A 17,723-nucleotide genomic window follows, 5' to 3' on the forward strand; every position below is an offset into this window, starting at 1 on the left:
GAACTTTGGCTTTCCTTGTCGCTCCCAGCTGCAAAACCAAACCGTCCGTGTCTCTGGAAAGCCGCCATTTAACGCTGACCCCAAGCGGCGCGTATGCGTGCAGACCTTTCCTACACCGCCTGCAATCGCCTATCCATTTTGGCCATGTTGATGCCCGGCAAGTCCCTCTTATCTACTCGCCCGGTTCGCCCATGTTCCGCGCGGATCGCGAAGGTTACACTGCATGCGCAGCGATTTGCGCGCAAGGCGCAGAAATCCGCGGGGTCCGGGATGGGGAGAACTTTTGCAAAAGGGTGGGTTGAGCGGTCCACGTCTCAGCGCCTATCGCATGCAAAAGCGTATGAGAAAGGAACATGATGAGCGACTACACTCAGATCCTGGTCGATAAGGCCGATGGCATCGCAACGATCACGCTGAACCGGCCTGACAAGATGAACGCCTATACCCGCACAATGGGCGAAGAGATCATCGCGGCGATGGACGACATTGATGCAGATGATGCGGTGCGCGCGGTGATTTTCACCGGGAGCGGGGAACGCGCGTTTTGCGCGGGCGCTGATCTGACACCCGAAGGCGGGGGCCAGGTGTTCTCTGATGGCGCGCAGGTTGATGACCTTTCCGATGAAAGAGTGCGCGATGGCGGGGGATTGCTGACTTTGCGATTGTTCGAAAGCCAAAAGCCGCTGATCTCTGCCTGCAACGGGGTTGCCGTCGGCGTGGGCGCAACCATGCAACTGGCAATGGATATCCGGCTTGCAGCGAGCCATGCGCGATATGGGTTCGTGTTCGCGCGGCGCGGCATTGTGCCAGAGGCCGCTTCAAGCTGGTTCCTGCCTCGGATCGTCGGCATCAGCCAGGCGCTCGAATGGTGTTATTCGGGCAGAGTGTTTGATGCTGAAGAAGCCAAAGCAGGCGGGCTGGTGCGTTCGGTGCATGCACCGGATGATCTGCTGCACGCAGCGCAAGGCATCGCGCGCGAGATTGCCGATAACACCTCTGCCATATCGGTCGCGATGACCCGCGCCATGATGTGGCGTTTGATGAACACCGATCACCCCATGGACGCGCACAAGATCGACAGTCGGGCAATCTACAGGCTATCGCGCGGAAAGGATGCCAAAGAGGGTATCGCCAGCTTCCTTGAGAAGCGTAATCCCGTCTATCCGGGCAAGGTCAGCGAAGATATGCCCGATTTCTACCCTTGGTGGGATGATGTTCGATACGAATGAGCAACCAATTGATGAATGCAAAGACGACCAAAGCGGCGCCCAACCCAAAGCCTGAAAATGGCCAGCTTGGCTTTTTCATGCCCTATCAGCTTTCGGTGGCATCGAATGCGGTGAGCGCGCTGATCGCAGAGCGATATCGCAAGCGTTTCCGGCTCAAGATCCCCGAATGGCGGATCATGGCGGTGCTGGGCAATCGCCATGAAGCGCGCGCGGGCGTTACGCAGCGCGAACTGACCGAGGCGACTTTGATGGATAAGGTTGCAGTCAATCGCGCGTGCAAGGGGCTGGAGGATCGCGGCCTGATCGAACGTCTGCCCAACAGGGATGATGGCCGCTCACACCTATTGGCGCTGACGGGCGAGGGACGGGCGATCCATCTTGAGGTGATGCCGCTGGCGCTTGCTACGGAACGCGAGCTGCTCAGTGAGTTCGGCGCAGAGGAGCGCGCGGCGTTCCGGTCCATGCTGGATCGGCTGCGCGCGCGGGCGGGCGAGCTGGGGCAACCTGACTAGCAAGGGCGGCGAAGGCCGAAACGCTGCGAGGCTAGTGAAACGCAAAAGGGCCGGCGCGCTGTGCACCGGCCCTTCTGTATGAGGCGGATTTAGGATCCCGCGCTACTTGATCAGCGCATCCGAGATCGAGCAGGCTGCGGGTCCAAGAATAACGATAAACAGAACCGGCAGAATGAACATGATGAGCGGAATGGTCATGATCGCAGGCAAACGCGCGGCTTTCTCCTCAGCGCGCATCATCCGCTCGTTGCGGAATTCGCCCGAAAGGACGCGCAAGGCAGAAGCGAGCGGCGTACCATAACGTTCGGTTTGAACCATAGTGGTCACCACGCCTTTGACCGCTTCCAGATCGACGCGGTAGGCGAGGTTGTCGAACGCCATTTTGCGCTCTGACAGGAAGGACATCTCAATCGCGGTCAGGGCAAATTCGTCGCCGAGTTCGGGATAGGCACGGCCCAGTTCCTTGGCAACGCGGTTGAAAGCGCTGTCGACAGTCAAACCGGCCTCGGCGCAGATCACGAGCAGATCGAGCGCGTCGGGAAGACCTTTCTGGATCTCCTTGGTGCGCTTGGTCGCCTTGTTGCTGAGATAGAGTTCGGATCCCTTATAGCCCAGAAACAGCATGGCAGACACCGCGCCAAGGCGCGTCATCGGTCCCCAATCGGGGAAGTATTCGATAACGTAAATGACGAGGAAACCAAGCGCGCCCAGCACGATAGGCAGGATGGCGCGCAGGCCGATGACGATAACCGCAAGTTCCTTGTTGCGATAACCGGCATGAGCCAGCTTTTGCTGAACCTCTTCGACCTGACTTTGCTGGAGGACATTCATCTTCCCCAGGCTGTCTTTGACTCTGTCGGTCGTGTCAGATTTGCGAACCAGGCTGGCGCGTTTCTTGGCTGAGCTGGTTACAATGCCCGCTTTCAGCTCTTCGCGCCGCTCATTGAGCGATTTGACGCGTTTCGCCATCGGGTCCTTGATCGTGACCGCAGCGTAAATCGCCATGATCACGGCAAAGGCGGCCATGCCGGCAAGGATAGTGCCGACCATGACAACATCGATGCCAAGCAGGGTTGGGCCGGGTGGTTGTTCAAGCATGTTCTAAACCTTCCCAGCTCAAATTTCGAAACTGACCATTTTGGCCATGATAAAGACCCCGATGCTCATCCAGACCATGCCGCCAAGGCCAGCAATGATAAGACGATCTTCGTAGAAGAACCCGCCGATATATTCGGGGTTGATCCAATAGATCAGGCCGAACACGATAAAGGGTAGCGAACCAACGATGTAAGCGGATGCTTTCGATTCAGAGCTCATCGCCCGAATTTTCAGCTTCATCTGCGAGCGTTTGCGCAGCACATCGGCAAGGTTCGACAGCGTCTCAGCAAGGTTCCCGCCCGTCTCGCGCTGGATCGCCAAAGTGATGCAGAAGAAGTTGAATTCAGAGATATTCAGCCGGTCAGCTGTTTCCTGAAGCGAATCTTCCATCGTCTTGCCGATTTTGATCCGTTCAACGATGCCTTTGAATTCGATGCCGACAGCGCCGGGCACTTCTTGCGCAACAACCGCAAGCGTTTCTGTCACCGGCAAACCCGACCGCAGACCGCGCACCAGCAATTCAATCGCATCGGGAAACTTGGCGTTGAATTGGTTGGTGCGTTTGTTGATCAGGTAATTGATTACCAAGTGCGGAATGCCCGCGCCAAGCACCAGACCGATGCCGAGGGACAACAGTAAAGCGCCCGACTGAATGTAGATCACAACCGCAAAAGCGAGCGCGATCCCGAGCGAGGCGTAGATGTATTGCGACACCGTCCATGGGTTGCCAGTGCGATCCAGCCGCATCGCCAAAGCTTCGGAACGTGAGCCTGCACCTTTGACCTGATAGGTCTTGGGTTTGCGCGATGCGATTGCCTTTTTCAGCTGCGATTCCACTTTGGCATCGGTGCTGTCGGAATGGCGATAACGCAGCGCTTCGAGCCGCCGCTTTTGTGATTTGCCTGCGCCAGATCCTGAGAACAGCAAAAAGCCGCCCACCAGCACCGCAAAGATGACAAGCGTGATTATGAGGGTCTCAAAGAGGTCCATAATGTCGTGTCCTGTCTGGTCCCTTTTGTGGCCTCGCTTAACGCAAGACCTGTGTCGAAATTATCTGCCAAGAGGCTGTGGAAGTGGCGCGGATCTGTGATGATCGCGCGCCTATCTCCAGACGGCTTATTCAGCCGGTGCCGCTTCGGTTTTGTCTTTTTTCTTCGCCAGCAGCGATTTGAAGTCGAACCCGCCAAGCAGCGATTTCTTCTCTTCGGTCACTGCCGCAAGATCTTCCTCGCTGGCGCCCATGACGCGTTCTGCAAGCTGCTTGATCGTGGCGGTTGCTTTGCTCGAAGCGTTGGCTTCGACAAAGACCTGACCCAGCTTGGCAGCATTGGATGCAGCTTTCACATCATAGGGGATGGCAAAGTCGATCTTGCGTTCGATCGATGCTTCGAAATCGGCTTTGCTGATCTCGGCAACGCTCGGCTGAACTTTGTTGGCGATGATCATCGGATGCGCATGGGCTGCGTTGGCTTTGAGCCAGGACAGGATGCGGATCGTGTCGCGTGCCGATGCCAAGGTCAGCTCACACGTGACAAGCACAAGGTTCACATCAGCCAGCAAATGCGGGAAGTTAATCAGCATGTTGCGCGGCAGATCAATCACCGTCATTTCGAACGCTTGACGGAATTCCTCCTCAAGCTGCACGAAGGCCGAACCATCGGTCATCAGCGGCTGGCTGATAGGCGCTTCGGCTGACAGGATTGACAGATTATCGTTGGCGCGGATCATGGCGCGTTCGATAAACAGGCCATCGATACGGCTGGGATTGTCAATCGCATCCGTCAGGCCGCGACCTGGCTCCAGATCTAGCGCGAGCGCGCCTGTGCCAAAATGCACATCAAGATCAAGCAGAGCGGTGGGCGACTGGTGATGATCGGAAAACAACCAGGCAAGCGAAGTTGCAATCGTCGATGAACCGACGCCCCCGCGTGTGCCAACAACCGCGGTGGAGATGTGGCGTTTGACGGCCTCTCCATCACCAGCCTTGGGCGCGTTGAATACGGCGAGCGCCTGATTGAGAGAATCGTGCACTTGCTGCGCCGAAAGCGGTTTCAGTAGGTAATCGTGAATGCCGCTCGACAGCAGATCGCGATACAGGCGCACGTCATTGACCTGACCAATGGCGATCACAACCGTGCCGGGTTCGCAAACTTCCGCCAAAGCGTTGATATCATTCAGCGGATCGCCGCTTTCCGACAGATCGACAAACAGGATCGCAGGGCTTGCGCTGACTGAAAGCGATTGCACTGCATTGCGCAGGCCGCCTTTGTTACACTTTTCCGGCTGCCAGCCCATTTCGATGACGACCGGACGCAGCACGTCCAGAGCGTTGTCGTCGCAGATATAGGCTGCGAACGGATCGCGATTGCCGGGAAGGCCTGATTTCCAGGGAGCATTCATGACTTAGTTACCTCCGGCTGCCGCGTCTTGAAGGCCGCCCGCACCAGACGGTTCGGCTTCGCGAAATGTTGTGATGGCTTTGTTCGAAGTCGCGATTAGGGTCTCGCTTGATCCGGTTTGACCTTCGAGAAGGTCTTCGGGATTGGCGACCATCGCGGCCAGATTGCTGTTGACTGCGCAGCCATAGCCGGGGCTGGTTGCGTTGACATAATTCATGTCCGATTTTGCAGACCAGTCAGGGCAACCTGGGACGGAAGCAGTCGACCGGGTGATGACCACGCGGGCCGCGCCGGGATTTAGAAAACCCGAAGTGGCAGGCGCTGTGCTGGTAACCATCAAGCCATAACGGCCAGCAAGATCGTTGACCGCGCCGGTTACTGCCGGGTTTTGGCCCGGATCTTCGATGGTGATGCGATCACCATAGCGCAGGTCCATGGCTTCGAACCAACCATTGAGGCGCTGCTGTTCGGAAACCGCAAGGCCGCTGGCCTGCGTTTTCACATCAAGCGTGAAATTGGTCCGTTCAACCACAGGCTGCTTCTGGCTGTAGACGGTGTTGTTGGTCGGCATTCCGCCGCACCCTGCAAGGCCAAGACCTGCGGTGAGGGCGAGCGCGAATGCGGGCACGGTCGCCAATTTGCTTTTGCGTGGCTGTGACATCGTACTATCCCTTTTCATCAGAGGTTAAAGCCGGGTTTGGCGGCTTCGGCTTGGCGGTCTTTTTTGCGTTTCTTTTCGCTGCGTCGCGGCTGTTGCGGCGCGGGTGCAGGAATAATCGCGGCTGGGCTGGCTGCGCCAATCGTTGCCGATGGAGCAGGCGCGCTGTTTTCAGCCGCGCTGGGGCCGGGACGCGCTTCGCCAGAAACACCATTTTGATCCCGAAAGCCCAGGAATTGCTGCGCTTCGTTCGCGGTGTGGAAACCGTCGGTTGGCAGCTTGATGTCGCTCGCATTGACCGGTTTGACGAGATACGGTGTGGCGATAATCACCAACTCGGTTTCGCCTTTGCGGTATGACCGCGAACGGAACAAATTGCCAAGGATCGGCACATCGCCAAGGCCGGGGGCCTTATCGATGGCGTTTTGCGAATTGTTGCTCATCAGGCCGGCAATCATGAAGCTTTGGCCAGAGCCAAGTTCCACGGTTGTTTCGGTGCGGCGGGTTGTCAGACTTGGAATTTCAAAGCCGTTCAACGTAACTGAACCTTGACTTGACAATTCAGACACTTCGGGGCGCAAACGCAGCGAAATACGGCCATTGGAAAGAACCGTAGGAGTGAAGGCGAGGCCAACTCCGAAATTCTTGAATTCAACCGCGACATTGCCCAGTCCCTGACTGATCGGGATCGGGAATTCACCGCCCGCCAGAAACGTAGCGGTTTCGCCCGAAAGCGCGGTAAGGTTCGGTTCGGAAATTGTGGTCACAAGGCCGATCTGTTCCGACAGATCGAGCGCGCCCAGCATGTTAAGGCCAAACAACTGACCAAGACCGCCCAAAGTGGTCCCGCCATTTGAATCGATCGAAGGTCCTGTGAGCGTCGTTCCATCGGGCAGCACAATCGATGTCTGTGCTGCGCCGTTGCCAACACCAAGCGGGCCACCATAGTTGAATTCAGTCCCGCCGATCTGGCGTCCGCCAGTGCCTACGCCAAAGCGGAAACCGCCTGTTGCATCGGCCGTTTGAAGGTTGCCGCCAATAGCGCGAACCAGCGAGCGGCTGACTTCGGCGAAGGTTACCTTGAGGTTCACTTGCAGCGGGGTAGCCGTTTTCAGGCGCGTGATAACATTGGTCTCTTCGCCCAGAAACGCCTGAACCAAACGTTCAGCTTCAGATGCATCCTCAGGGGCGGCCACAGTGCCTGTCAAAAGCACCGTGTTGGTGCCCATGGTCGAGACGCTGACTTTGGCCTCTGGCATGGCGAGAGCAAGCATTTGATCAATGCTGTCAATGTTCGAACCCACGCGGATATTGGCCGAAAAGATCACATCGCCGCGGGCATTGCTGGCGTAAATGGTCGTTTCGCCGCCCGCTTTACCAAAGACGTAAAGCTGCCGCTGTGATTTGATCTGCACGTCGGCAACCTGATCGTTGGCGACAAAAACGTCGGCCATGGATCCAGGCACAGTGACCAGTTCACCTTTGCCGATTGACAGAACGATGTCCTGCGATGGCCTGACGACCTGTTGCGCGGTTGCTGTGCTGGTCGGCACAGAAGCAAGCGGCGCAATCGCCAGACTTGCCAGCAGCAGTTTTTTCGTAAGTTGGCGTGTCATTTTTCGCCCCCCAATGGGTTTTCCATTTGCCGCTTGCGCAGCGTTAAAGCGTGAATTGGTGTCCGACATGGTCATGCCCTCAGCGGATTACGGCGCCTGCCACACCCGATGCGGTCTGGCCGGTGCTGCGGATGTTTTGCGATTGACCGCGCAGCAGCGAGTTTGCAGCTCCTGCCTGGCTATCGACCATCACTTCGGTGGTGGCCTGACCACGGGTCACTCGGACCTTGGGGCCTGTCGGTGCCGCAGGGCCATTGTTGCGGCGATCAAGCCCAGCAGCAGCGGCGGCAGCGCGTTGCGCATCGGCCTGTTGCTGGCGCTTCACCTCTTCAGGGCTCGGCGGGATCGATTTGCGCTGAAAGCGTGAGACATCGCCGCCGGTTGAGAAGGTGGTGCCTTTGTCAACTGGGCGGGCCATGGCGGCACGAAGGATGCGCTCTTCTTCTTCTGGCGTCGCATTTTCGGGAATTTCGATATCGCCCGATGCGATTGCTCGTTCAAGTTCAGCCTGATTGTCAGCAATAGAACGCAGCACCAAAGTCAGTTCGCCAATCGTCATGGCAACCGAAACTTTCTCGGCAATCTTCGGCGTCACTTCAATCGTTACGGTGCGGAAAGCGCGAACCTGAGTTTTGCCGTTTTCATCAAAGAACTGCTCGGTTGACTGATCGGTTGCGAGCACGCGCAGATTGCGCAGCACAGTTTCAGCCGCATTGAGCGGGCGACCTTCGCCGCCGACGGTTTGCGTGAGCACGAGGTCAACCCGATCACCCGGAAAGACAAAGCCTGCAACGCCGGTTTTGGCAGAAACAGGAACCGTGACAGCACGCATCCCAGCGCCCAGCGCAGCAGCAAGGAAGCCGCGATCGCCCGGGCTAACAAGAGTACCCTGCGTTACAGGTTCACCCACGGTGAGCGGATCACGAACGACCGTTCCCAGCAGACCGGACACATCCGATTCGCCTTCAAGGTAATATGCATCCTGCACAAGACCTTCGGGCCAGGACTGGAATTCCAGCGCCTCGGCAGTGATAATTGTTCCAGCAGGCAAAGGCAGCTTGGCTACCAAAACCTTGGGGCCCACAGGCTCTGCGGCAACTGCCTCAGGTGCAGCCGTTCCCCCGGCGAACATGGTGCGCGCTGCAAATGCGGTGCCGACCGCGATGATCAACGCGCCGAGCAGCAGAACCAGTTTCTTCCTATCCATGGCTATTCAGGCCCCTTCGTAATTGCCCTTGTTTGTTGTGCGGGCAGGTATGGTTTCTATCGTTAAGCGCGAACTGGTTAAGATCGGGTTCACCCCGGATTGGCGGCCAGTGCGATTGTGTCGAAATGATTGATGCTCAGCACCCACAGCGCGCCGGCTGCAATCGCCACTCCGTAGGGGAGCTGGCCGGGGGTGGAGGGTTTGAAGACGATGCGGCGCACGACAAAATAAATTGCCATAAAGCCACCCACGATCGCCATGATCACAAGCAAGGTCATGTAATCGAGCGGCGCGATCCAAAGCGAAAGCGCGGCGAGCAGTTTGATATCACCGCCGCCCAAAAGGCCGAGAGCGTAGAGCCCCATCAAGGCAACGCTTACCAGCAGGGCAAAGCCGAATTGCATGAGCATATCCGGCCAAAACGCCATGCCGCTGGCAAACCAGAACAAAGGCGCGCCCAGTGCGATGGCACCGTTCAGCCAATTGGCGATTTTGCGGCTGCGGATGTCAGTGAACGCTGCAAAAAGCAGCGCAATTGCCAAGCCAATCAGCAAACCGTAGTGAAGGTACATCATTAGCGCCTAGCCCTCGCGGCAGTGTGATCGCCAATCCATCCGGCGATCCTTGAGTAAGGGCGTGCTACAGGTCAGTGCTTACTATAAAGTAACCAAAACCAGAGGGACGATATTTAGGACATGCATGGCGGCGAAATGTCTTCCCTGACAAATAAGCGAATGTCTGCTGATACGATTGATCGGCGCGCTATTCCTGCTGAAGCGGTGGAAAGCCGCTGGGCCGCGCGCGATGGGCATTCCATTCGCCGAATCGATTGGCCGCTCACGCAAGGGGCTGGCCCGCGCGGATCAATCCTGTTTATGCCGGGGCGCGGCGATCATTATGAAAAATATCTGGAAAGCCTGCATGAGTGGCACCTTAGTGGCTGGCGCGTAACGGCTGCTGATTGGCGCGGGCAGGGCGGCAGCGGAAGGCTCGGCGGTGATGCCACAACCGGGCATATTGACGATTTTTCGACATGGACCGCTGATCTTGCCGCGTTTTGGGAGGACTGGGTGGCGGCCACTCCCGGCCCGCATGTGCTCGCGGCGCATTCGATGGGCGGGCATATCGTTATGCGCGCTTTGGTCGACGGCGTCCTTTCCCCGCTGCCCGATGCCGTGGCGCTGTCTGCGCCCATGCTTGGCATGGCAGGGCCTCCTTTGCCGCTTGCAATGCTGCATTCGGTTGCGAAATTGATGACGATGATCGGCGATCCCATGCGCAAAGCATGGAAAGGCGGAGAAAAGCCGGGCGATCTGCCTGAGGAACGCGCTCGGCTTTTAACGCATGATCCTCAGCGTTATGCTGATGAATTGTGGTGGCGCGCGCAGCGCCCAGAAATTGCGATGGGTCCGGCTAGCTGGGGCTGGTTAGAGCGTGCCTATGCATCATGCAGGCGGTTGGAGGAAGCAGGCGCCATGGAAGCGGTCGATTTGCCCGTTCTGATTGCGTCCACTTCCATTGATAAACTGGTGAGCCACCCGGCCAATGTCCGCGCCGTGTCCCGCTTGCCAAAAGGCGAACTGCTCGAACTGGGCGCGGAGGCGCATCATGAGGTTCTGCGCGAAGTGGACGATGTGCGAAGCCTTGTGATGGACGCGATTGGCGAATTTCTCGGCCGTGTGACCGATGGGGGATCACACTTAGAGGCACCGCACGGCTGATGTCTGGGAAGGTCTATGATTTTGCTGTGATCGGTGCCGGAATGGCGGGCGCGAGCATTGCCGCTGAAATCGCGTCTTATGCTTCGGTGCTTGTGCTCGAAGCGGAGGGTGCTCCCGGCTACCATTCAACCGGGCGTTCGGCTGCGTTTTGGGAAGCATCCTATGGCGGGCCGGGCGTGGCGCCGCTAACATTGGCGTCTGGGCCGTTCCTGAAGCAGCATGGTTTTCTGCGCGAGCGCGGCGCGCTGTATTTGGGACGCGGTGAAGACCGGGGCGCTATGCAAGCCTTTATTGATCGGTTCGCGCAAACCGATGTGATGCTGGAACGCAAGGACCGCGAGCACTTGGCCGCTCGGGTTCCGCAGGTCCGGGCTGAATGGAGTGAATGCATCTGGCAGCAGGCCTGCGCGGATATTGATGCCGCAGGTTTGCATCAGCATTATCTTGGCGAATTGCGGCGCGCTGGCGGCGACATGATTTGCCGTGCGCGTGTGAGCGGGCTCGCGCAAGAAAGTGGTGTGTGGCGTATCTCAACGCAGTCGGGGCAAACTTTTCGCGCGGCCCAAGTTATCAACGCGGCAGGTGCGTGGGCAGACCCGGTCGCCAAAATGGCAGGCGCAAGACCATTGGGTATTGAGCCTAAGCGCCGCACAGTCATACAGCTGCGTGTGGACCCTGCTGCGCCCGACGATCTTCCGCTGGTGCTCGATATCAATGGCCGGTTTTATTTTAAGCCCGACAATGGCCGTCTATGGCTCAGCCCGCATGATGAGATCGCAAGCGAACCGTGCGATGCAGCGCCGGAAGAGATGGATGTTGCGCTGGCGATTGATCGGTTTTGTTCGGTCACAGATTGGCGGATCGAAGCGGTCGAACGGCGATGGGCAGGGCTGCGCAGTTTTGCGCCTGATCGCCTGCCAATTTATGGCGCGGACCCTGTCGTCGAGGGCTTTTTCTGGTTTGCCGGCCAAGGCGGCTTTGGCATTCAAACTGCGCCTGCCGCTGCCCGTCTCGCTGCGCAGATTGCGCTTGATAGACCGCGCGATGCGATCACTTGCGGACTGGATGAACACGCCTATTCGCCAGCAAGGTTTAAGGTTGTAAATCCTGGTGTCTTCGCGGCGGCTTCACCCTAGCCAAGCTTCTTTCGATCTGTATGGTGCGGGCCAGATCCAACACAAATGAGGGGAAGAGAAATGTCTCACAAGTTTGAAATCTACAAAGATAAAGCGGGCGAATTTCGTGTGCGCTTCAGCTACAATTCGGAAGTGATGTTCTCAACGCAGGGTTATTCCAGCAAATCGTCGGCGAAGAACGCGATCGAGATCGATCCAAAAGAATGGACCCGGCGCGCCGGTAGAAGACAACAGCTAAGGCTGTTTTTCATTCGTAAGAGACAATCCGGGCGTGCCAATGCGGCGCGCCCGTTTTTGTGTGGGGTCTTGCGCTCTATTCGGCTGCAAGGATGGCGTCGGCTTCGTTGCTGGCAAGCTGATCGACTCGCTCATTTTCCGGATGGCCTGAATGCCCCTTAACCCAATGCCATTCGACTTGGTGTTTGGCGGCGACATCAATCAATTCGTGCCATAGATCAGCATTGCGAACCGGTTTCTTGCTGGCCGTGCGCCAGCCATTGCGCTGCCAGCCATCAACCCATTTGGTAATCCCATCAAGCACATATTTGCTGTCGGAATATAGGTCCACTGAGCACGGTTCGATGAGTGCAGAAAGCCCTTTGATTGCTGCGGTCAGCTCCATCCGGTTGTTGGTTGTGTCTTCTTCACCGCCGGACAGCTCTTTTTCGTGCTGACCCATCTTTAAAAGTGCGCCCCAGCCGCCTGGCCCCGGGTTTCCCTTGCATGCGCCGTCGGTGTAAATTGCTACTTGTTTCATTGTCTTGTTGGCCCCGATCAATAACGGAAACCGCCCCTCAGCTTAGAAGACCCGCGCCTTTTTGGTCGTAGAACTGCCATCTATGGACAAATTCCATCGGGTCTTTTCTTGTAACCAATGCATCATTTGGCGTCTCTAACCAATCCTCTGAACGGCTGGCGATGAAACGCAGACACGCCCCCTTTGCAATTGCCGGGAAGAGCATCCGCTCCTGCTCTGTCAGGTTCCGGATAGTTTCGTAGGCGTTAAGCAATTCTGTCCCACAATCGGACATATATTCGCCGGTGTGAGAATCAAAGCACCAGGCGGCGTGTGTCGTCGCCAGATCAAGGATCATGCAATCTGTGCAGGCGAAGTAAAAGTCGATGAGGCCAGTTACGTGCCCATCCAGCAATAAAACGTTGTCAGGAAAAAGGTCAGCATGGATTTGCGCGGCTGGCAAAGCGGATAAATCAAGCGCTGCTGCTTCGCGGGCCGGACCAAGCATTGCTGGCAAGTCAGGATGAATCGCGCTCAGGCCGTTGGGTGTGCACTTTTCCAGGGCGGCAAAATTGCTGGCAAAATCCATCGTGTTGGACCGGTTCAGCGGAAAATCTCTGCTTGCCAAATGAATTGCCGCCAGCGTTTTTCCAACCGCCTTGGCCTGTTCTGGCGTGGGGCGGGTGGGTGATACCCCAGGCAAAAATTCAATCAGCGCAACGGCTTTGTCATTCACCATGCGGAATTCTGCGCCGCTGCGATCATGGATTGTGCGCGGGACAGGGCAGCCTTTGGCGGACAGATGATCGAGCAGGCCTAGGAAATAGGGCAGATCATCAAGCTCGATCCGCCGTTCATACATGGTGAGGATATAGCGAGCTTGCGCGTCATCATCCTTGCGCGTTTCAATCAGCCAGTTGGAATTGGACACACCTTCGGCGATCCCTTTGGCCGAAACCAATTCACCGACGTCATAGTGGTTGATGAGATCGGTGAGATCTTCAGCGCTTAGATGTGTGTAAACGGCCATGGCAACTCAATTCGCGCGCGTCAGCCGTAATTATTCGGTCAATTGCCGCGGAAGTTTGAACACCATTTTCTCTTCCGCCGCTGTGATGGTTCGTTCTTCGACGGGGCGCAATTTGGCCAAGGCATCCACCACTTCGCGAACCAATATTTCGGGGGCTGATGCGCCGGCGGTCAATCCAATTGTATCAATTCCATCCAGCCAAGCCGGGTCAATTTCATCAGCGCGCTGGATCAGCTTGCCCGGTGTGCCCAAACGCTCCGCAACCTCCACCAGCCGCAGCGAATTGGATGAATTGGGAGCGCCGACGACCAGCACAAGATCGCAGTCCTTAGCAAGGTCTTTGACTGCCGCCTGCCGGTTTGACGTGGCATAGCAAATGTCTTCCGCTTTGGGTCCGCGAATATTGGGATAGCGCCATTCGAGCGCCTGAATCACCTCACGCGTGTCATCAACCGACAAGGTGGTTTGGGTGAGATAGGCCAGCGGTTCATCACTGTCGAAGGGAAGCTTGTCCACATCTTCGATATTCTCAACCAAGGTCATCTGACCCGGTTCTACTTGGCCCATAGTGCCAATAACTTCGGGATGTCCTTCGTGGCCGATGAAAATGATATGCCGTCCTTTTTCAAGCTGGCGTTCGGCCTGACGGTGGACTTTTGAAACCAGCGGACAGGTCGCATCGACATATACCATGTTGCGGCGTTCCGCCTCGGCAGGCACCGCTTTGGGTACACCGTGCGCACTGAAGACCACGGGCGCATCTGTGGGCACCTCGTGCAATTCCTTGACGAAAACAGCGCCTTTGGCTTTCAGGCCTTCAACCACATATTTGTTGTGGACGATCTCGTGCCGGACATAGACCGGTGCGCCATAGCGTTCGAGCGCTTTTTCAACGATTTCGATCGCCCGGTCCACGCCAGCGCAGAAGCCGCGCGGCGCTGCGATCAGCAGATTGAGGGGTTTTTTGGCGGATGCTGAGTCGTGAAAGGGCGCGTTCATGCAAGCGCTACTAGCGCTTTGAGACGCGTCTCGCTAGGGACATGTCACTGGGTTGGTTCAGGCCGCCTTTTTGGATCGAAATTTAAGGACCGTGAACAGATGAAATCCGTTGCACATTTGGGTGCTCGCTGGACAATGGCCTTGGGGTTGGCGGCAGCTGTCGCTGGATGCTCTCAGGAAGGCGAATTGGTCGTCAATCAAGGTGTGGGTATCACATCGGTGCTGTCGAGTTGTCCGGCTGTTGGCATTCCCGATTACACCGGTGATATAACCACTTTCCGTACCGCAGATGATGCAAGCTTTGCCAATCTTGATGTGAGCGCTGCGATTACCAAGCTGCGGTCCACTTGCGATGACACGACTGACAAAATCTACAGTGAGGCGACCTTTGATGTGGTTGCCACGCGCAAGGATGTGCGCGGCGCTCGTACGGTGACATTGCCCTATTTTGTCACCGTTTTGCGCGGTGGTAGCGCGGTCGTGACCAAGCGGGTGGGTCAAGTCACATTGTCTTTCGCTGATGGCGAAGAGCGTGCCATGGCGAGCAACAAAGCAGGATCATTTGTTGATAAGGCCGCAGCGACCTTGCCGGAAGATATTCGTGAGAAAATCACCGCTCGCAGGCGCCCCGGCGATCCTGAAGCTGCGCTTGACCCGCTGACTGCGCCCGATGTGCGCGCGGCGATCCAGCGGACCAGTTTTGAGATGCTGATCGGGTTCCAGCTGACCGAAGATCAACTCGCCTATAACGTTCGGCGGTAGGATTGCGGCTTTTCCCTAGGCCGCCATTGCGCTAACCGCGCGGGGACATGACAGACCACACAACACTCTACACCGCCTTTGCAGGCACGATTGACGCTGCTTTGGACGCGCTGGTTGCAGATGGCGCTTTGCCTGCGGATGCCTCGTTCAACAACGTAACGCTGGAGCCTCCGCGCGATCCTTCGCATGGCGATCTTGCAACCAATGCTGCCATGGTGCTGGCCAAACAGGCAAAGACCAATCCGCGCAATCTGGCAGAACAGATCGCCGCCAAACTGGAAGCGCATCCCGCGATCATCAGCGCCGAGATTGCTGGGCCGGGATTTATCAATTTACGTCTTGATACAAAGATTTGGCTGGAAGAGTTGAAGGCTATTCATGCGCTCGGCGATGGGTATGGCCGCTCTGCCATGGGGCAGGGGACCACGGTGAATGTCGAATATGTTTCAGCCAATCCGACAGGGCCGATGCATATGGGTCATTGCCGGGGTGCGGTGGTCGGTGATGCCTTGGCCTGCCTGCTTGAATTCGCAGGCCATGATGTGATCCGCGAATACTACATCAACGATGCGGGCGGACAAGTTGATGTGCTCGCACGCTCGGCGCACATTCGCTATCGCGAAGCCTTGGGCGAGGACGTCGGTGCAATCCCGGAAGGTCTTTATCCTGGCGATTATCTCGTGCCTGTGGGCCAGGCGCTCGCCAATGAGCTGGGCGACCGCTTCAAAGGTGCCGCAGAAGAGGATTGGCTGCCGATTTTCAGGGCAGAGGCAGTGTCGCGGATGATGGATGTTATCCGGTCTGACCTTGCCCTGTTGGGAATCCATCATGACGTGTTCGCATCCGAAGCTGCGCTACATCTGGCGGGCAAACCGGATGAAGCGGAAAGCTGGCTGCGCGAGCACGATTTTGTTTATGACGGCGTGCTAGAGGCGCCGAAAGGTAAAGCGCCGCCTGACGATTGGGAGCCGGTCGAATTGCCCCTGTTCCGGTCCACCCGGTTCGGCGACGATCAGGATCGCCCGATCAAGAAGTCAAACGGCGCATGGACGTACTTCGGAGCCGATCTCGCCTATCACATGCAAAAGGCTGAAAATGCTGATGAATTGATCGACATTTGGGGTGCAGACCACGCAGGTACGGTAAAGCGGATCAAAGCTGCGGTTGCTGCTTTATCCGAAGGCAAGGGCAAGCCAACCCCGTTCGATGTGAAGCTTGTCCAGATGGTCCAGCTGATGCGCGGCGGCGAACCTGTGAAAATGTCCAAACGCTCCGGCAATTTCATCACCATCGCCGATATGATCGAGGAGGTGGGCAAGGATGTTGTCCGCTTCACCATGCTGACGCGTAAGCCCGAGGCGCAGATGGATTTCGATTTTGCCAAAGTGGTGGAGCAGAGCAAAGACAATCCGGTGTTCTACGTTCAATATGCTCACGCCCGGCTCAATCGCACCGCACTGAAATCCGCTGAAGAAGGGATCACGCCTGACCCAGCCGATCTAGAGCGTTTGGGCGAAGAAGAATTGGCGCTTATCAAACGCGCGGCGCAATTCCCGCGTGAGATTGAAGCCGCTGCCAAAGCGCGAGAGCCGCACAGAATAGCGTTTTACCTCTATGATCTGGCCTCAGAGCTGCATTCTTTTTACACAATGGGCACCAAACAGCCTGAAAAGCGGTTCAAGCTGGAACACGATGTGGGATTGTCGGGCGCAAGGCTTTTCCTTGGCCAAGCAATCGGGCAAGTAATCCGTAATGGGTTAGGTGTGTTAGGCGTCGATGCGGTCGAAGCCATGTAGCACCCGCGCTCGTGCCAACAGGGGGTAGGCACCATGACGATGGTAATTGATGCCGAATTTGAGGATATCACCGTGACCGAAGACCAGCTTGATCTTAGTGCTGATGAAAGCCTGCCTTGGCTCGAATCCGATGAAGACGATGCGGCTGCCGGTGGTATCGACAGTGTTCAGGTCATGAGCTTTCTGGCTGTGCTACTGGTTCTGGCGGCAGCGATTATCATCGCTGTGTGGTATTTCACCAAGGGGTCTGGCGATACCGATCTGGTCGCAGATGGCAGCACAATCGAAGCACCCGCCGGTCCGATCAAGGAACGCCCGGAGGATCCGGGCGGCAAGGAATTTGAAGGCACGGGCAATCTGGCACCGGGCGTAGGCGAGGGCGAGGTCCGCGATGCGCAAATGGCCGATAGCGCAGGGTCAGAGGGTGCAGGCAGCGCAGGGGGTGATGCTGCGCGGCCATCGATTGACACTCAAGCGTCTGAAACCGCAGCAAGCCCTTCGTCAGATGCCTCAAGCGGTGCGTCGTCAAATGCCAGCGGTGTTGCGGTGCAACTGGCCGCCTATGGTAATCGTGCGCGGGCCGAAAAAGGGTGGACGGATTTGAGCCGCAGTTCGGATGCTCTGAACGGCGCTCGCTACCGGATTGTCGAAGCCAAGGTCGATATTGGCACCGTCTATCGCTTGCAGGTCATGGCATCCAATCGCGCCGAAGCAGATAGGCTTTGCGCAGCGATCAAGGCGGATGGCCTGGAGTGTGCGGTCAAGCCTTAGGAGCGATGCGCACTGCGTTCTGCCGCATTTTTCCCCATAACGGACCGTTAGTC

17 protein-coding genes and 1 pseudogene are annotated in these 17,723 nt (G+C 57.2%); 8 read left to right on the plus strand and 10 right to left on the minus strand.

Annotated elements, in window-relative coordinates; translation table 11 throughout:
- Positions 1-356: 356 nt before the first annotated feature.
- Together AC0V6W_RS12305 and AC0V6W_RS12310 are read left to right on the plus strand one after the other, a co-directional pair.
- Positions 357-1,229, plus strand: coding sequence for a crotonase/enoyl-CoA hydratase family protein (locus AC0V6W_RS12305; protein ID WP_486151615.1), 873 nt, complete (start codon positions 357-359; stop codon positions 1,227-1,229).
- Positions 1,230-1,240: 11 nt separating this feature from the next.
- Positions 1,241-1,741: a MarR family winged helix-turn-helix transcriptional regulator gene (locus AC0V6W_RS12310; RefSeq protein ID WP_486151617.1), complete on the plus strand. Its 501-nt coding sequence runs from the start codon at positions 1,241-1,243 to the stop codon at positions 1,739-1,741.
- A gap of 102 nt (positions 1,742-1,843) precedes the next feature.
- Here the strand turns inward: AC0V6W_RS12310 and AC0V6W_RS12315 are convergent, their stop codons facing one another.
- From AC0V6W_RS12315 to AC0V6W_RS12345, 7 genes are all read right to left on the minus strand, one after another.
- Positions 1,844-2,839, minus strand: a complete 996-nt coding sequence (locus AC0V6W_RS12315; RefSeq protein ID WP_486150386.1) for a type II secretion system F family protein — start codon at positions 2,837-2,839, stop codon at positions 1,844-1,846.
- An 18-nt stretch (positions 2,840-2,857) separates the two neighbouring features.
- Positions 2,858-3,829, minus strand: a complete 972-nt coding sequence (locus tag AC0V6W_RS12320; protein ID WP_486150388.1) for a type II secretion system F family protein — start codon at positions 3,827-3,829, stop codon at positions 2,858-2,860.
- Positions 3,830-3,955: 126 nt separating this feature from the next.
- A complete protein-coding gene (locus AC0V6W_RS12325; protein ID WP_486150390.1) occupies positions 3,956-5,239 on the minus strand; it encodes a pilus assembly protein CpaE in 1,284 nt (427 codons plus the stop codon).
- A 3-nt stretch (positions 5,240-5,242) separates the two neighbouring features.
- Positions 5,243-5,899, minus strand: coding sequence for a CpaD family pilus assembly protein (locus tag AC0V6W_RS12330; protein WP_486150392.1), 657 nt, complete (start codon positions 5,897-5,899; stop codon positions 5,243-5,245).
- Between the two features lie 17 nt (positions 5,900-5,916).
- Positions 5,917-7,512, minus strand: a complete 1,596-nt coding sequence (locus AC0V6W_RS12335; RefSeq protein WP_486150394.1) for a type II and III secretion system protein family protein — start codon at positions 7,510-7,512, stop codon at positions 5,917-5,919.
- A gap of 79 nt (positions 7,513-7,591) precedes the next feature.
- Positions 7,592-8,719, minus strand: a complete 1,128-nt coding sequence (cpaB, locus tag AC0V6W_RS12340; protein ID WP_486150396.1) for a Flp pilus assembly protein CpaB — start codon at positions 8,717-8,719, stop codon at positions 7,592-7,594.
- 89 nt (positions 8,720-8,808) lie between these two features.
- Positions 8,809-9,294 carry a prepilin peptidase gene (locus tag AC0V6W_RS12345; protein WP_486150398.1) on the minus strand — a complete coding sequence of 162 codons (486 nt, stop codon included), beginning with the start codon at positions 9,292-9,294 and terminating at the stop codon, positions 8,809-8,811.
- A gap of 159 nt (positions 9,295-9,453) precedes the next feature.
- On the opposite strand from AC0V6W_RS12345, the gene AC0V6W_RS12350 reads away from it, so the two are divergent.
- The 3 genes and pseudogenes from AC0V6W_RS12350 (at position 9,454) to AC0V6W_RS12360 (ending at position 11,814) form a co-directional block, all read left to right on the plus strand.
- On the plus strand, positions 9,454-10,440 hold the full coding sequence (locus tag AC0V6W_RS12350) for an alpha/beta fold hydrolase (protein WP_486150400.1): 987 nt from the start codon (positions 9,454-9,456) through the stop codon (positions 10,438-10,440).
- The gene (locus tag AC0V6W_RS12355) at positions 10,440-11,576 is read left to right on the plus strand and encodes an NAD(P)/FAD-dependent oxidoreductase (protein WP_486150402.1); all 1,137 of its coding nucleotides are present in this window, start codon (positions 10,440-10,442) and stop codon (positions 11,574-11,576) included. Before AC0V6W_RS12350 ends, AC0V6W_RS12355 begins: the two co-directional genes overlap by 1 nt.
- 60 nt (positions 11,577-11,636) lie before the next feature.
- Positions 11,637-11,814: pseudogene (locus AC0V6W_RS12360) on the plus strand (YegP family protein).
- A 75-nt stretch (positions 11,815-11,889) separates the two neighbouring features.
- Here the strand turns inward: AC0V6W_RS12360 and rnhA are convergent.
- The 3 genes from rnhA to ispH are packed head-to-tail and all read right to left on the minus strand — an operon-like array spanning position 11,890 to position 14,341.
- Complete coding sequence (gene rnhA, locus AC0V6W_RS12365) at positions 11,890-12,333, minus strand: ribonuclease HI (RefSeq protein WP_486150404.1); 444 nt, start codon at positions 12,331-12,333, stop codon at positions 11,890-11,892.
- A gap of 37 nt (positions 12,334-12,370) precedes the next feature.
- Complete coding sequence (locus AC0V6W_RS12370) at positions 12,371-13,342, minus strand: homoserine kinase (RefSeq protein WP_486150406.1); 972 nt, start codon at positions 13,340-13,342, stop codon at positions 12,371-12,373.
- Between the two features lie 30 nt (positions 13,343-13,372).
- A complete protein-coding gene (gene ispH / locus AC0V6W_RS12375) occupies positions 13,373-14,341 on the minus strand; it encodes a 4-hydroxy-3-methylbut-2-enyl diphosphate reductase (RefSeq protein WP_486150408.1) in 969 nt (322 codons plus the stop codon).
- A gap of 99 nt (positions 14,342-14,440) precedes the next feature.
- On the opposite strand from ispH, the gene AC0V6W_RS12380 reads away from it, so the two are divergent.
- From AC0V6W_RS12380 to AC0V6W_RS12390, 3 genes are read left to right on the plus strand one after another with little or no spacing between them, the layout of a single operon-like run.
- Positions 14,441-15,103, plus strand: a complete 663-nt coding sequence (locus tag AC0V6W_RS12380; protein ID WP_486150410.1) for a hypothetical protein — start codon at positions 14,441-14,443, stop codon at positions 15,101-15,103.
- A gap of 47 nt (positions 15,104-15,150) precedes the next feature.
- On the plus strand, positions 15,151-16,899 hold the full coding sequence (argS, locus tag AC0V6W_RS12385; RefSeq protein WP_486150412.1) for an arginine--tRNA ligase: 1,749 nt from the start codon (positions 15,151-15,153) through the stop codon (positions 16,897-16,899).
- 33 nt (positions 16,900-16,932) lie between these two features.
- Positions 16,933-17,670: an SPOR domain-containing protein gene (locus tag AC0V6W_RS12390; RefSeq protein WP_486150414.1), complete on the plus strand. Its 738-nt coding sequence runs from the start codon at positions 16,933-16,935 to the stop codon at positions 17,668-17,670.
- The last annotated feature ends 53 nt before the right edge of the window (positions 17,671-17,723 follow it).

The sequence above is a fragment of the Erythrobacter sp. JB1-7 genome (assembly GCF_057365015.1).